This is a genomic window from Alistipes communis (assembly GCF_006542665.1).
Taxonomy (GTDB): domain Bacteria; phylum Bacteroidota; class Bacteroidia; order Bacteroidales; family Rikenellaceae; genus Alistipes; species Alistipes communis.
Window position 1 is genome coordinate 3,248,325 of sequence record NZ_AP019735.1, and the last position, 13,173, is coordinate 3,261,497.

Below are 13,173 nucleotides of genomic sequence, written 5' to 3' on the forward strand. Positions count from 1 at the left end.
TTCAAAATCGGATTTAGCAGGCCTTTGATCCACCCAGTCGCACCGTGAAAAGCATGGAAGAATCCCGAACCTTCTCTTTGGACGTTTCCTGCGAACAGCAGTTTTCCACCTCTTGATGCCAAAAGGTGGCACCCGAAGCCCGCGCGGCGCCACGGGCACCGCAATACCTCAACAGGATGTAAGAGGTTTAGCAGGCCGCAAATCTGCACGGCCGCGCCGCAAGAAAAGCGATTGATTCCCACGCTTCGCTGTGTTCCGTTCGACATGGCGAAATCTGATTTTTTAACTCTCAATTTTTCTTTTTTAATTGCGGAGCTTCGTATCTTTGCCCTATGAAATTCCGTACCGAAATCGAAATCCTCCCCTACGACCGGCAACTCTCCTACGACGACCGCCTGCTGGCGCTCGGCTCGTGCTTCGCCACGGAGATCGGACGCCGGATGGCCGAAGCCAAATTCCGCATCGCAGTCAATCCTTCGGGCGTGCTGTTCAACCCGCTGTCGATCGTGCGCACCCTGCGGCGTTACCGCGACGGACGCCCCGTTGCGAAGGAGGAGTTGCAGCACGCCGACGGAAGGTGGTTCCACTACGATTTCCACGGTTCGCTGGCAGGCGACACGGCGGACGAAGCACTGACGCGCATCGACGACGCCGTCGCCGAAGGCGCCCGCGCACTGCACGAAGCGTCGGCCGTCCTGCTGACGCTGGGTACGGCATGGGTCTACGAACGCACGGATACGGGCGACGTAGTAGCCAACTGCCACCGGCAACCCGCCGAACGGTTCCGCCGTCGCAGACTTTCGGTCGAAGAAGTGGTCTCGGCGATCGAATCGGTTCTGCCGGACGAATCGAGCGGCAAACGAATCCTGCTCACCGTCAGCCCCGTCCGTCATCTGGGCGACGGACTGGCGGGCAACGCCGTAAGCAAGGCCGTGCTGCGGCTCGCGGCCGAGGAGCTGAGCGAACGCCATGCGCAGGTGGCCTACTTCCCCGCCTACGAAATTCTCTGCGACGACCTGCGCGACTACCGCTTCTACGCCGACGACCTGACGCATCCCTCGCCGCAGGCGGTCGCCTACGTCTGGGAACGTTTCTGCGAGGCGCTGCTCACGCCCGACGCACGGGCGCTGCTGCCCCGCATCGCCGAGATAACGGCCGCAGCACGGCACCGGCCGCTGCACCCCGCGTCGGAGGCCTACCGCGCCTTCTGCCGCCGCCAGCTGGAAGCCATCGAACGGCTGCCGGGAGTGGATTTCACCGAAGAAACGGCATTTTTTCGCAGCCGAATCGAAATTAATTCCTAAATTTGCCGTTCAATAGATGCTATGATGAAACTCCGCTATTTCCTCCCCTTTCTCGCTCTGTCCGCGACACTCCGCACGACGGCGGCCGAACCGCCGCGGCTGGTCGTACAGATCGTCGTCAGTTCGATGCGCGCCGAAGACCTGAACCGCTACGCCGACAACTTCTCCGACGAGGGTTTCCTGCGGCTCGTACGCGGCGGCACCTTCTATCCCGAGAGCCATTACGACTACCTGCATACCTCGACCCCCGTTTCGCTCGCCACGCTCACCACGGGAGCCAACCCTTCGGTACACGGCATCGTCGCCGAGCGGTGGATCGATTACGTGAACAACAACGTCGTGGAACTCATCAAGGACCGCTCAGCGATGGGCATCGACTGCGACGCCGGCATCGGCGACTGTTCGCCCCGCAATCTGGTGGCCCCGACGCTGGGCGAAAGCCTCCAACAGAGCTCGCCCAAGAGCCTCGTCGCCACCGTGGCGCTCGACCCCGCATCGGCCGTCGTGGCAGGCGGGTACACGCGCAACGTATTCTGGATGGACGCCCCGCGCGCCAACTGGATCACCTCGTCGTTCTATGCCGAAACGCTGCCTGTGTGGGCCCGAAAATACAACCTCAGCCGCGAGATTCTGGGATACATTCCCTTCGCGTGGGAACTGAAATACCCCCGCGAGCGCTACCGCAACTCGCAGAGCACGGTCATCGACCTCAACAAACCCGAACACCTGCGCCGCAAACGCCACCGTCTGACGTCGGTCGAGCCCGAAAAGCCTGCACCGAACGTCCCCTCCGGCATCGAACGGATGCTCTACACGCCCTCGGGCAACGCAGTCACGCTGGCTTTCGCCAAGCAGCTGCTCACGCAGATGCGGCTGGGCAAGGACACCGCACCCGATCTGCTGAACATCTGCCTGGATGCCCCGCGCCGCATCGCCGAGAGCTACGGCCCCGAATCGATCGAGGTGGAAGACATGTACTACCGGCTCGACGAGGAGCTGGCGCAGTTCCTGAACTACCTCTACGCGCAGATCGCGCCCGAAGAGGTGGTCGTGGTACTCACCTCCGACCACGGCACCAGTCCGTCGTACGACGCCGGCATCGTCGAACGCGACCGCTTCAACGCCGCTCAGTTCCAGGTGATCGTCAACAGTTTCCTCTGCGCCCAGCACGGGCCCGGGGAGTGGGTCGTCGACTACGAAGACAACAACCTCTACCTCAACCATACGCTCATCTACAACAAGGGGCTCGACCTGGCAGCCATCCAGAACGAGGCGGCGACCTTCGCCATGCAGTTCCGCGGCGTGTCGCACGCGCTGTCGTCGACGGCCATGCGGTCGAGCTACTTCGGCAGCGGCTACGGCGAGAAGATGCAGAACAGCTTCTATCCCCGCCGTTCGGGCGACGTGGTGGTCAACCTCATGCCCGGTTGCATCGAGGAGCGGCCGGACGTGCGGTCGAAATCGGGATCGATGTACGGCTACGACACTACCGTGCCGCTCGTCCTCTACGGCGGCGGCATCCCCGCCCGCAGAGTGGGACGCAGCGTCGACATGACCTCCGTCGCCCCGACGCTGGCCTACCTGCTCGACATTCCGGAGCCGGCCGCTTCGGAGGGCACGGTTTTGGAAGAATTCAGAAAATAGAAGATTCAACCAATGGATAAGATTCAGGACGAAATCATCGGCGAGTTCTCAGTCTTCGACGACTGGCTCGACAAATACGACTATCTGATCGAACTGAGCGACGCGCTGCCTCCGATCGACGCGGCGCACCGCACCGACCGCTACCTCATCAACGGCTGTCAGTCGCGGGTCTGGATCGACGCACGGCTCGAAGGGGGCAAGGTCTACTATACGGCCGACAGCGATGCCATCATCACCAAGGGCATCATCGCGCTGCTCATCCGCGTACTCAACGGCCGCACGCCGCAGGAGATTCTCGCAACCGACCTCTACTTCATCGACGCGATCGGGTTGAAGGAGAACCTCTCGCCCACACGGTCGAACGGGCTGCTGGCCATGCTCAACCAGATGCGGCTCTACGCGCTGGCGTTCGAAAAGGAGTCGGAAATGAAGCGCTGAGCCTCGGACGACGGCCGGTTTTCCGTTCTTCACCCATAAACACTGCAAAGCAATGACTCCCGAAGAGATACTCAAAGTCGAAAAGGACATCGTCCTTACGCTCAAAACCATTTACGACCCCGAAATCCCCGTCAACATCTACGACCTGGGGCTGATCTACGAAATCGACTATACGCCCGACGGCGCAGCCAACATCCGCATGACGCTCACGGCGCCCAACTGCCCGATGGCCGAACAACTCGTCGAGGACGTCAATCGGCAGGTAGCCAAGGTCGACGGGGTCAGAGAGGTCAACGTCATCCTCACGTTCGACCCCGTATGGGACAAAAGCATGATGTCCGAAGAGGCGCTGCTCGAACTCAACCTGCTGTAAGGCCATGACGGACGAGGAGCTGCGACGTGCCGAACACCGGCTGCTGGCCGGAGCCGCGACTTACGCCTGCGGCGGGTATATCGTGCGCCTCGACGCGCTGCACCGCAACGACCTCTACACGCGGCTGGCCTACGACCGGCTCGAACGCAAGTACGACGTCGTGCGCGAACTCTTCGCCGAGAGCGACAGTAACTGGAACCAGACCTTCTACGTCCTGCTGTTCCGCACGATCGGCGACGTGACCAACCGCGACGCATTCCTCACGCTGGCGCGGCGTGTAAGCTACCGCATGGTGCTGCGCGAACGAGCCTCGCTGCATGCCGTCGAGGCGATGCTTATCGGCGCTTCGGGATTGCTGGACAACTACCGCGACGACACCTACACCCGTTCACTGAAACAGGATTTCGACTACTTCTCCCGCAAATACGAAATCGCACCGATGACGGGCGCCGAATGGAATCTCCGCGACATCCGGCCGGCCAACCACCCGCTGTTGCGCATCGCCCAGTTGGCGGCGTTCCTCGCATCGAACGATTTCCTGATCGACCGCCTCGTCGAATGCCGCACGGCCGAGGAGGTGCGCCGCCTTTTTTCGGCCGAAGCTTCCGACTACTGGTACACCCACTACATTCCGGCGACACCCACTCGCGAGCTGCCCAAGCGCATCGGGAGGATGAAGTCCGACCTGTTGGGCATCAACCTCGTCTCCCTGATCCAGTACGCCTACGGTGCCTACAACGGCAACGAGCGGCTGCGCGAGCGGGCCTTCGCGCTGCTCGAAGCCATTCCCGCCGAGGAGAACCGCTTCATGCGCCGCTGGCGTCTCTACGATCTGCATCCGGCCAACGCCTTCCAGTCGCAGGCATTGCTGCAACTGGCCACCGAATACTGCGACCGGCGCCGCTGCGCGGAGTGTCCGGTGGGTCGCCGCCGGCTGGCAGCGCTCAGACAGTCCGTCCCCGCCGACGAATCCCTCAGCCGACATTGACGTTATGACCCTACGAATCGAAAACAAAAGTTGCATCGCCTGCGGAAAATGCGTGCAGGTATGCCCCGCCGGAATCATGGTGCGCAGCACGGACGGAAAAGGGATCGAAGCCGTACGGACCGACCGCTGTATCGGCTGCGGGCACTGCGTCGACGTGTGTCCCACCGGTTCGGTGATCCACAGCGACTTCCCGCCGCAGCGCGTACACACCGTCGATACCAGCCGTCTACCCGCACCGGAGCAGGTTTTGGAGCTGATCCGCTCGCGGCGCTCGAACCGCGCGCTGACGCCGCGCCCCATACCCGACGAAGCCCTGCAACGGATCGTCGAAGCGGCACGCTACGCCCCCACGGCCTCGAACTCCCGGCAGGTCTCCTTCACGCTCGTCACCGAGCCCGAACAACTGCGCCGCATCGCCGACTTCACCGTCGGCGTCTTCGCCTCGACGGCACGCAAACTGCTGCATCCGGTGGTACGGACGTTGCTCAAACCTTTGCGTCCCGACCTCTACCGTTATGCCGCGCGCTTCGCCGAGATCGAACGCGAACACGAAGCCGGCAATGACCCGATCTTACGCAGGGCGACTGCCCTGCTCATCATCCATACGCCCGCTTCCAACCGATTCGGATGCGAGGATGCGAATCTGGCCTACCAGAACGCATCGCTGATGGCCGAGTCGCTGGGCGTGAGCCAGATTTACATGGGATTCGTCCTCACGGCCGCCCGCATGGGCAGGAAAAATGCGTTCGCACGGATCGCCGGCATAACGGGCCGCCCGCAGGCGATCATGGCGCTGGGCATACCCGCGTTCCGCTATTCGAAATACACGGAGAGGTGACGGCCAGGCCATGCAATCCTCTCATTTTCAAACAACGGCGCAACCGACTCCCTGAACGGCCGCACGGATGCAGCCGCAGGCGTTCCGACCGGGAAGGCCCCGAGCCTGTCCCGCCCGATATGCTGCGGCAAACGGGGAAAAGCGCCGGAGCGGCATTTCAAAACCGACTGTTCGCCAATCCGATCCCGTTTTTTTCTCAATCTCGCATTTTTATATTATCTTTGTTGTTCTAAGATCGAAAATCAATAAAACAGACTCATCCGTATGGATATTGTAACCGGTATAATCAAACTCCTGTTCGGTTCGAAGGCGGACAAAGACCGCAAGGCCATCGAACCCTATGTCAACAAAATCAAGGAGGTCTACCCCTCCATCGCCGCACTTTCGAACGACGAACTCCGCGGCCGGAGCCAGGCGCTGATGAAGCAGATCGCCGATTTCATCGCCCCCGACGAGGAGCGCATCGTCACCCTAAAAGCGCAGCTGGAACGCGCCGAAACCGCACTCGAAGAGAAAGAGAAGATTTCGAAGGAGATCGACGAGATCACCAAACGCATCGACGAGAAGATCGAACAAAAGCTCGACGAAATCCTGCCCGAAGCGTTCGCCATCATGAAGGATACGGCGCGTCGTTTCGCCGAGAACGAAACGGTCACGGTCACGGCCAACGATTTCGACCGGCAGCTGGCCGCCTCGAAGGATTTCGTCACGATCGACGGCGACAAGGCCGTCTACGCCACCCACTGGCTCGCGGGCGGCAACGACGTCAAATGGGACATGGTGCACTACGACGTGCAGCTCTTCGGCGGCGTGGTGCTCCACAAGGGCAAGATCGCCGAGATGGCCACGGGCGAAGGAAAGACCCTCGTGGCGACGCTCCCCGTATTCCTCAACGCACTGGCACGCAAGGGCGTGCACATGGTGACGGTCAACAACTACCTGGCCAAGCGCGACTCCGAATGGATGGGCCCGATGTACGAATTCCACGGACTGTCGGTGGCCTGCATCGACGATACGCAGCCCAATTCCGCCGCCCGGCGGCAAGCCTACATGGCCGACATCACCTTCGGCACGAACAACGAATACGGCTTCGACTATCTGCGCGACAACATGGCCTCGTCGCCCAAAGACCTCGTGCAGCGCAAGCATCACTACGCCATCGTCGACGAGGTCGACTCGGTGCTCATCGACGACGCCCGCACGCCGCTGATCATCTCCGGTCCCGTCCCCAAGGGCGACGACCAGCTCTACGAGCAGTACCGCCCCGCCATCGAGAATCTCTACAATCTCCAAAAGAATCTGGTGACGGGACTCGTGGCCGAGGCCAAGCAGCTGATGGCCGACGGCAAGACGGAAGAGGGCGGCATCAAGCTGTACCGCGCCCACAAAGGTCTGCCCAAGTACAAGCCGCTCATCAAGTTCCTCTCGGAGCAGGGCATCAAGGCGCAGATGCAGAAGACCGAGAACATCTACATGCAGGACAACAACCGCCGTATGCCCGAAATCACCGACGACCTCTTCTTCGTCATCGACGAGAAGCTCAACTCGGTGGAGCTGACCGACAAGGGACACGAGGCGCTGTCGAAATACTTCAATGAAGACGGATTCTTCGTGATGCCCGACATCGGCGCCGAAGTGGCCGAGATCGAAAAGGGCGAAGGGACAGTCGAGGAGAAGGCGCAGAAGCGCGACGCGCTCATCAACGACTACGCTGTCAAATCGGAGCGTGTGCACACGGTGCACCAGCTGCTCAAAGCCTACGCCATGTTCGAGAAGGACATCGAATACGTCGTGATGGACAACAAGGTGAAGATCGTCGACGAGCAGACGGGCCGTATTCTCGACGGCCGCCGCTATTCGGACGGCCTGCACCAGGCCATCGAAGCCAAGGAGCGCGTGAAGGTCGAAGCGGCGACGCAGACCTTCGCCACGATCACCTTGCAGAACTATTTCCGCATGTATCACAAGCTGGCCGGTATGACCGGTACGGCCGAGACGGAGGCTTCGGAGTTCTGGAGCATCTACAAGCTCGACGTCGTGGTCATCCCGACCAACAAACCGATCCTGCGCGACGACCGCGAAGATCTGATCTACAAGACCAAGCGCGAGAAATACAACGCCGTGATCGACGAAATCGTGCGGCTGGTCGAAGCGGGCCGTCCGGTACTCGTCGGTACGACGTCGGTCGAGATTTCGGAGTTGCTGAGCCGTATGCTCAAACTGCGCGGGATCAAACACAACGTCCTGAACGCCAAGCAGCACCAGCTGGAAGCGCAGATCGTGGCCGAAGCCGGCCGTACGGGACAGGTGACCATCGCCACCAACATGGCGGGCCGCGGTACCGACATCAAGCTGTCGCCCGAAGTGAAGGCGGCCGGCGGTCTTGCGATTATCGGCACCGAGCGCCACGAAAGCCGTCGCGTCGACCGCCAGCTGCGCGGCCGCGCCGGCCGACAGGGCGATCCGGGTTCGTCGCAGTTCTTCGTCTCGCTCGAAGACGACCTGATGCGTCTGTTCGGCTCGGGCCGTATCGCCACATGGATGGACCGCATGGGCCTCAAAGAGGGTGAGGTGATTCAGGCCGGCATGATGACCAAGGCGATCGAACGCGCGCAGAAGAAGGTCGAGGAGAACAACTTCGGCATCCGCAAGCGGCTGCTCGAATACGACGACGTGATGAACTCGCAGCGCGAGGTGATCTACACGCGCCGCCGCCACGCCCTCTACGGCGAACGCATCGAAATCGACCTGAACAACATCATGTACGACTTCGCCGAAGCGTTCCTGCAAGCGCACGAAGGCGCCGAGTTCGAAGATCTCACCTACGAAATGATCCACGAAGCGGCCATCCAACCCACGTTCGATGCCGAGACCTTCGCCAAGGCCAAGCACGACGAACAGGTGGAGCTGATCGTCGCCGATCTGAAAGCCGCCTACGCACGCCGTGCCAAGCTCATCGCCGATACGGTGCGCCCCGTCATGGAACGCATCTACGAAGACCGCAAGGATCAGCTCGACAGCAACATCTACTTCCCGATCACGGACGGGCACCTGGGCTACAACGTTCCGGTCAACCTGCTGCGCTGCAAGGAGACGGACGGTGCCGAAATCTTCCGCGTCTTCTCGAAGGTGGTGATGTTCACCACCATCGACGACGCATGGCGCGAGCACCTGCGCGAAATGGACGACCTGCGCCAGAGCGTTCAGAACGCCACCTACGAGCAGAAGGACCCGCTGCTGATCTACAAGTTCGAATCGTTCGGACTCTTCTCGAAGATGCTCGAAAAGATCAACCGCGACGTACTCTCCACGCTCAACAAGGCCTACATTCCCGTCCGCGAGCAAAACGCCGAAGCCGTGCAGCGCGAACGTCAGGAACGCGCCAAGGTCGACGTCAACAAATTGCAGGCCTCGCGGATGCAGGCCGCTGCGCAGGCCGGTCAGGGCGAACGCGGCCCCACGGCTCCGATCCACGTCGAAAAGAAGGTCGGCCGCAACGACCCCTGCCCCTGCGGATCGGGCAAGAAATTCAAGAACTGCCACGGAAGAGGACTTTAAACCGCACCCGATTGCGAAGAGGTTAAAGACGGAAAACGCCTTTAACCTCTTCGTTTCGAAACGAACCGACATTTTATGGGATACAAGGAAGAGAAACAGCGCCAGCTCGACCGCCGCTACCTGCGTATGGCGCGCATCTGGGCGGAGAACTCCTACTGCGTCCGCCGCAAGGTGGGAGCGCTGATCGTCAAGGACAAGATGATCATCTCGGACGGTTACAACGGCACTCCCTCCGGGTTCGAAAACATCTGCGAGGACGAAACCGGCAAGACCAAATCCTACGTGCTCCACGCCGAAGCCAACGCCATCACGAAGGTGGCCAAAAGCGCCAACAACTGCGACGGCTCGACGCTCTACATCACCGCTGCGCCCTGCATCGAGTGTTCGAAACTCATCATTCAGGCCGGCATACGGCGCGTGGTCTACTGCGACGAATACCGTTCGGAGGAGGGGCTCGACCTGCTGCGCAAGGTGGGAATCGAGTGCGTGCAGATCGACGACATCGGAGCCTGACACCGGCAAACCGACGCATGAAACGGATCGTCATCATGGGCGCCACCTCGGGCATCGGGCTCGAAACGGCCAAACGCTGCATCGCCGCCGGCTGGCGCGTCGGGGCGGCCGGACGGCGCTCGGAGGAGTTGGAACGGTTGCGCGGACTCGCCCCGCAGCAGGTCGAGACCGAAGCGATCGACGTCACGGACGATGCGGCTCCCGCAGCGCTCGAACGGCTCATCGAGCGGCTCGGCGGCATGGATGTCTACTTCCACGTGGCTGGCGTCGGCAGCCAGAACCCGCAGCTCGATCCTACGGTCGAACTCCACACCGTCCGCACCAACGTCGAAGGATTCACCCGCATGACGACGGCGGCCTACGGCTATTTCGCCGCACACGGCGGCGGCCGCATCGCTGTCGTAAGTTCAATCGCCGGTACGCGGGGACTGGGCGTGGCCGCGGCATACTCCGCTTCGAAGCGGTTCCAGAATACCTACATCGATTCACTGGCCCAGCTGGCACGGATGCAGGGATCGAAGATCCGCTTCACGGACATCCGTCCGGGATTCGTCGCCACCGCTCTGCTCCGAAATGCGGATTACCCGATGCTCATGCGCCCCGAGAAGGTCGCCGAGACGCTGTTCCGTGCTTTGGAATGCGGCAAACGCCGCATAGTGATCGACCACCGCTACGCCCTGCTGGTGCGGCTCTGGCGACTGATCCCGCAGGGAGTGTGGGAGCGGCTGCCGATCCGCAGCAGGGATTGAACCGCGATACGAAATTCGTTCGTACCGTCGCTTTCCGTCCGCAGCCAGCAACGGTTCGGAGTGCCACTGACACGAGGAGCGGCCCTCTGTATGCCGGGTGGTCGACATTCAACCACCCCTCATCTTTGAATAAAAATACGGGTGCCGTTCCTTTGAACGGCACCCGTCAGTACATGAAACGAATACGGCATCATCCCCTGCCGCAACCGTTTCAGAACGGCAGATCGTCGGGATCTTCGGCCGGCGGAACGACCGGAGCGGCGGCGGGCTGCACGGGCTGTGCCGCGGGTTGCGCATACCCGCCCGCCTGCGATGCGGGCGCGGCATATCCGCCCTGAACCCCGCCCTGCGGCTGATAACCGCCCTGTCCGGCAGATTGTCCGCCGGCAGGATTGTCGGATCGCTTGCCGAGCAGTTTCATGTCCGACGCGATGATCTCGGTCGTATAGCGTTTCTGGTTCTCCTTGTCCATCCATTCGCGCGTGCGCAGGCTGCCCTCGATATAGAGCTGGCTGCCCTTGCGCACGAAACGATCCACTACATCCGCAAGGCCGCGCCACAAAATGACCGTATGCCATTCGGTATGCTCAGTCGATTCGTTGGTCTGACGATTGAATATCCGTTCGGTCGTCGCCAGACGCACCCGGGCGACCTTCACGCCGCTCTCGATCGCGCGCACCTCGGGATCGATCCCGACGTTGCCCACCAATATCACCTTATTAATCATGATCTCGATTATTTACTTAATATAAATTTATACCTCTTTGAGCAGTTCCATGAAAAGCCGCGCCATCTTTACGCCCGCCTTTTTTCCCTGGCGCTGTACATCCTCATGGTCGCCGATCTCGTCGCTCAGGCCGCAGTTGGTAATCACCGAAACGCCGAAGACGGGCAGCGACATGTGGCGTGCGACGATCACTTCGGGTACGGTCGACATACCGGCGGCATCGCCGCCGATCGCCTTGAAATAGCGGTATTCGGCCTGAGTCTCGAACGTAGGGCCCGTGCCGCCGACGTAGACGCCGTACTGCAACTTGATCCCCTCGCGTTCGGCGATGGCCGTCGCCTTGGCGCGCAGTTCGCGGTCGTAACAGTTGTGCATGTCCGGAAAGCGGGGCCCCAGCTCGGCGATGTTGGGGCCGATGAGCGGATTGGGCATCAGATTGATATGGTCGGTGATGATCATCAGGTCGCCCGTACGGAACGACGGATTGATGCCGCCCGAAGCGTTCGATACGAACAGGCAGCGGATTCCCAACTGTTTGAGCACCCGCACGGGAAAGGTCACCTGCTGCATGGTGTAGCCCTCGTAGTAATGGAACCGGCCCTGCATGGCCACGACACGGCGGCCGTCGATCCGGCCGAAAATCAGGCGCCCCTTGTGCCCCTCGACCGTCGAAACGGGGAAATTGGGAATATCCTTGTACTCGATCGCGTACTCCACCTCGATATTGTCGGCGAAATCGCCCAGACCCGTACCGAGAACGATCCCCACCTCGGGGGTAAACTGCCCGACCTTCGCACGGATGAATGCGGCGGTCTCAAGAATCTGATTTAACATCTTTTTCAAGGTTTTGAAGAAAATCCGTTGCCGAATCGTCTATGAATGAAATGTTTATCGGTTGGTAAAACAATCTGCTGCGAATCTCGGCGGGCACCTTGCCGCGCCCCGCAAGTTTGACGGCGTCCTTCTCGGTCGTGAGCACCATTGCAGCCGGATGCTGTGCGATAAGCCCCGCCAGCGTCTTCAAATCCTTCACCCGATAGACGTGATGGTCTTCGAATCGCAGCTCCCCGACCACGCGATAGCACGCTGAGGCGCCGCGCACGAACTGTGCCGGATTGCCGATTCCCGACATCAGGATCACCTCCGTACCCGGATCGAAGCCCTCGGCCGGAGCCTCCCCGAAGACGGGCTGCGGGCGGAACGCCTCCATGCGGGTGAAATAGATGTTCTGGTAGGCGGCTTCGATCAGCACCTTGCGCATGATGCGCCGGTCGAGCGGATTCATCTCCTCGGGACATTTGGTCACGATGAAATAGTGGGCGCGGTGCAACTGCCCGGGCACGTCGCGCAGCGAGCCGAGCGGAAGCATCCGATCCTCCTGCACGGGGCGTGTGGCGTCGATCAGCACGACGTTGATCTTCGCCTCTACATAACGGTGCTGGAAACCGTCGTCCATGACGATCAGATCCACCTCGGGATGCTCGGTGCGGATGCGGCGGATACCGTCCGCCCGCCGTTCGCACACCACGACGCACACATCGGGAAATTTGCGTTTGATCTGCAACGGTTCGTCGCCCACGTCGCGGTAATGATCCGTCGCCGCAACCTCGCGGTAACCCTTCGTGCGACGGCCGTAACCGCGCGACAGCAATGCCACGCGATGCGTCTGCGACATGTAGTCGACGATCATTTCGGCCAGCGGAGTCTTGCCCGTACCGCCGACGGTGATGTTGCCGATGCAGATGACCGGAATGTCGAACTTCTCGCTATGCAGAATCCCCCAATCGAACAACTGATGACGGAACAGAACCGCCATCTTGTAAAGCCATGAAGCAGGATACAGCAGGAATTTGAACATTACTCTCGGTGCACAATCTCTCGATTTTCAAAGGTAGCAAAAAGAATCGGATCCCCCAAACAATAAGCGCCAAAACCATCCGGGAAAGGATTTATGCCGCAATATTCGACAGGATTCGATCGTTTCCCGGGTAACTTCGGCTTCGCCTTGGCCGCTTCCGTTTCCACAGAATCGACGGTATCT

At 60.8% G+C, this 13,173-nt stretch carries 12 protein-coding genes; 9 read left to right on the forward strand and 3 right to left on the reverse strand.

Annotated features, from left to right (window positions below; all coding sequences use genetic code 11):
* Window positions 1–332: 332 nt before the first annotated feature.
* From FMF02_RS13360 to FMF02_RS13400, 9 genes are all read left to right on the forward strand, one after another.
* Window positions 333–1,304, forward strand: coding sequence for a GSCFA domain-containing protein (locus tag FMF02_RS13360; protein ID WP_141413486.1), 972 nt, complete (start codon window positions 333–335; stop codon window positions 1,302–1,304).
* Between the two features lie 24 nt (window positions 1,305–1,328).
* Window positions 1,329–2,948: an alkaline phosphatase family protein gene (locus tag FMF02_RS13365; RefSeq protein ID WP_141413487.1), complete on the forward strand. Its 1,620-nt coding sequence runs from the start codon at window positions 1,329–1,331 to the stop codon at window positions 2,946–2,948.
* A gap of 12 nt (window positions 2,949–2,960) precedes the next feature.
* Complete coding sequence (locus FMF02_RS13370) at window positions 2,961–3,386, forward strand: SufE family protein (RefSeq protein WP_019129307.1); 426 nt, start codon at window positions 2,961–2,963, stop codon at window positions 3,384–3,386.
* A 52-nt stretch (window positions 3,387–3,438) separates the two neighbouring features.
* Entirely contained in the window at window positions 3,439–3,759 is a 321-nt protein-coding gene (locus FMF02_RS13375; protein ID WP_019129306.1) for a metal-sulfur cluster assembly factor, read from the forward strand.
* A 4-nt stretch (window positions 3,760–3,763) separates the two neighbouring features.
* Window positions 3,764–4,747, forward strand: a complete 984-nt coding sequence (locus FMF02_RS13380; protein ID WP_141413488.1) for a DUF2851 family protein — start codon at window positions 3,764–3,766, stop codon at window positions 4,745–4,747.
* Window positions 4,748–4,751: 4 nt separating this feature from the next.
* A complete protein-coding gene (locus FMF02_RS13385) occupies window positions 4,752–5,585 on the forward strand; it encodes a nitroreductase family protein (RefSeq protein ID WP_141413489.1) in 834 nt (277 codons plus the stop codon).
* Window positions 5,586–5,849: 264 nt separating this feature from the next.
* Window positions 5,850–9,143: a preprotein translocase subunit SecA gene (gene secA / locus FMF02_RS13390; RefSeq protein WP_141413490.1), complete on the forward strand. Its 3,294-nt coding sequence runs from the start codon at window positions 5,850–5,852 to the stop codon at window positions 9,141–9,143.
* 75 nt (window positions 9,144–9,218) lie between these two features.
* Entirely contained in the window at window positions 9,219–9,656 is a 438-nt protein-coding gene (locus FMF02_RS13395) for a deoxycytidylate deaminase (RefSeq protein ID WP_019129302.1), read from the forward strand.
* A 17-nt stretch (window positions 9,657–9,673) separates the two neighbouring features.
* The gene (locus FMF02_RS13400) at window positions 9,674–10,405 is read left to right on the forward strand and encodes an SDR family NAD(P)-dependent oxidoreductase (RefSeq protein WP_141413491.1); all 732 of its coding nucleotides are present in this window, start codon (window positions 9,674–9,676) and stop codon (window positions 10,403–10,405) included.
* A gap of 211 nt (window positions 10,406–10,616) precedes the next feature.
* Here FMF02_RS13400 and FMF02_RS13405 read toward each other — a convergent pair whose 3' ends face one another.
* Genes FMF02_RS13405 through lpxK form a run of 3 tightly spaced genes read right to left on the reverse strand, consistent with a single transcriptional unit; the run spans window position 10,617 to window position 12,948 of the window.
* Window positions 10,617–11,132, reverse strand: a complete 516-nt coding sequence (locus FMF02_RS13405) for a single-stranded DNA-binding protein (RefSeq protein WP_141413492.1) — start codon at window positions 11,130–11,132, stop codon at window positions 10,617–10,619.
* Window positions 11,133–11,159: 27 nt separating this feature from the next.
* On the reverse strand, window positions 11,160–11,966 hold the full coding sequence (locus tag FMF02_RS13410) for a purine-nucleoside phosphorylase (RefSeq protein WP_019129299.1): 807 nt from the start codon (window positions 11,964–11,966) through the stop codon (window positions 11,160–11,162).
* Window positions 11,947–12,948 carry a tetraacyldisaccharide 4'-kinase gene (gene lpxK / locus FMF02_RS13415; protein WP_244611589.1) on the reverse strand — a complete coding sequence of 334 codons (1,002 nt, stop codon included), beginning with the start codon at window positions 12,946–12,948 and terminating at the stop codon, window positions 11,947–11,949. Before lpxK ends, FMF02_RS13410 begins: the two co-directional genes overlap by 20 nt.
* Window positions 12,949–13,173 lie beyond the last annotated feature (225 nt).

Coding starts and splice junctions, on each gene's coding strand:
- FMF02_RS13360 (WP_141413486.1), top strand. CDS start 333: ATGAAATTCCGTACCGAAATCGAAATCCTCCCCTACGACCGGCAACTC.
- FMF02_RS13365 (WP_141413487.1), top strand. CDS start 1,329: ATGAAACTCCGCTATTTCCTCCCCTTTCTCGCTCTGTCCGCGACACTC.
- FMF02_RS13370 (WP_019129307.1), top strand. CDS start 2,961: ATGGATAAGATTCAGGACGAAATCATCGGCGAGTTCTCAGTCTTCGAC.
- FMF02_RS13375 (WP_019129306.1), top strand. CDS start 3,439: ATGACTCCCGAAGAGATACTCAAAGTCGAAAAGGACATCGTCCTTACG.
- FMF02_RS13380 (WP_141413488.1), top strand. CDS start 3,764: ATGACGGACGAGGAGCTGCGACGTGCCGAACACCGGCTGCTGGCCGGA.
- FMF02_RS13385 (WP_141413489.1), top strand. CDS start 4,752: ATGACCCTACGAATCGAAAACAAAAGTTGCATCGCCTGCGGAAAATGC.
- secA (WP_141413490.1), top strand. CDS start 5,850: ATGGATATTGTAACCGGTATAATCAAACTCCTGTTCGGTTCGAAGGCG.
- FMF02_RS13395 (WP_019129302.1), top strand. CDS start 9,219: ATGGGATACAAGGAAGAGAAACAGCGCCAGCTCGACCGCCGCTACCTG.
- FMF02_RS13400 (WP_141413491.1), top strand. CDS start 9,674: ATGAAACGGATCGTCATCATGGGCGCCACCTCGGGCATCGGGCTCGAA.
- FMF02_RS13405 (WP_141413492.1), bottom strand. CDS start 11,132: ATGATTAATAAGGTGATATTGGTGGGCAACGTCGGGATCGATCCCGAG.
- FMF02_RS13410 (WP_019129299.1), bottom strand. CDS start 11,966: ATGTTAAATCAGATTCTTGAGACCGCCGCATTCATCCGTGCGAAGGTC.
- lpxK (WP_244611589.1), bottom strand. CDS start 12,948: ATGGCGGTTCTGTTCCGTCATCAGTTGTTCGATTGGGGGATTCTGCAT.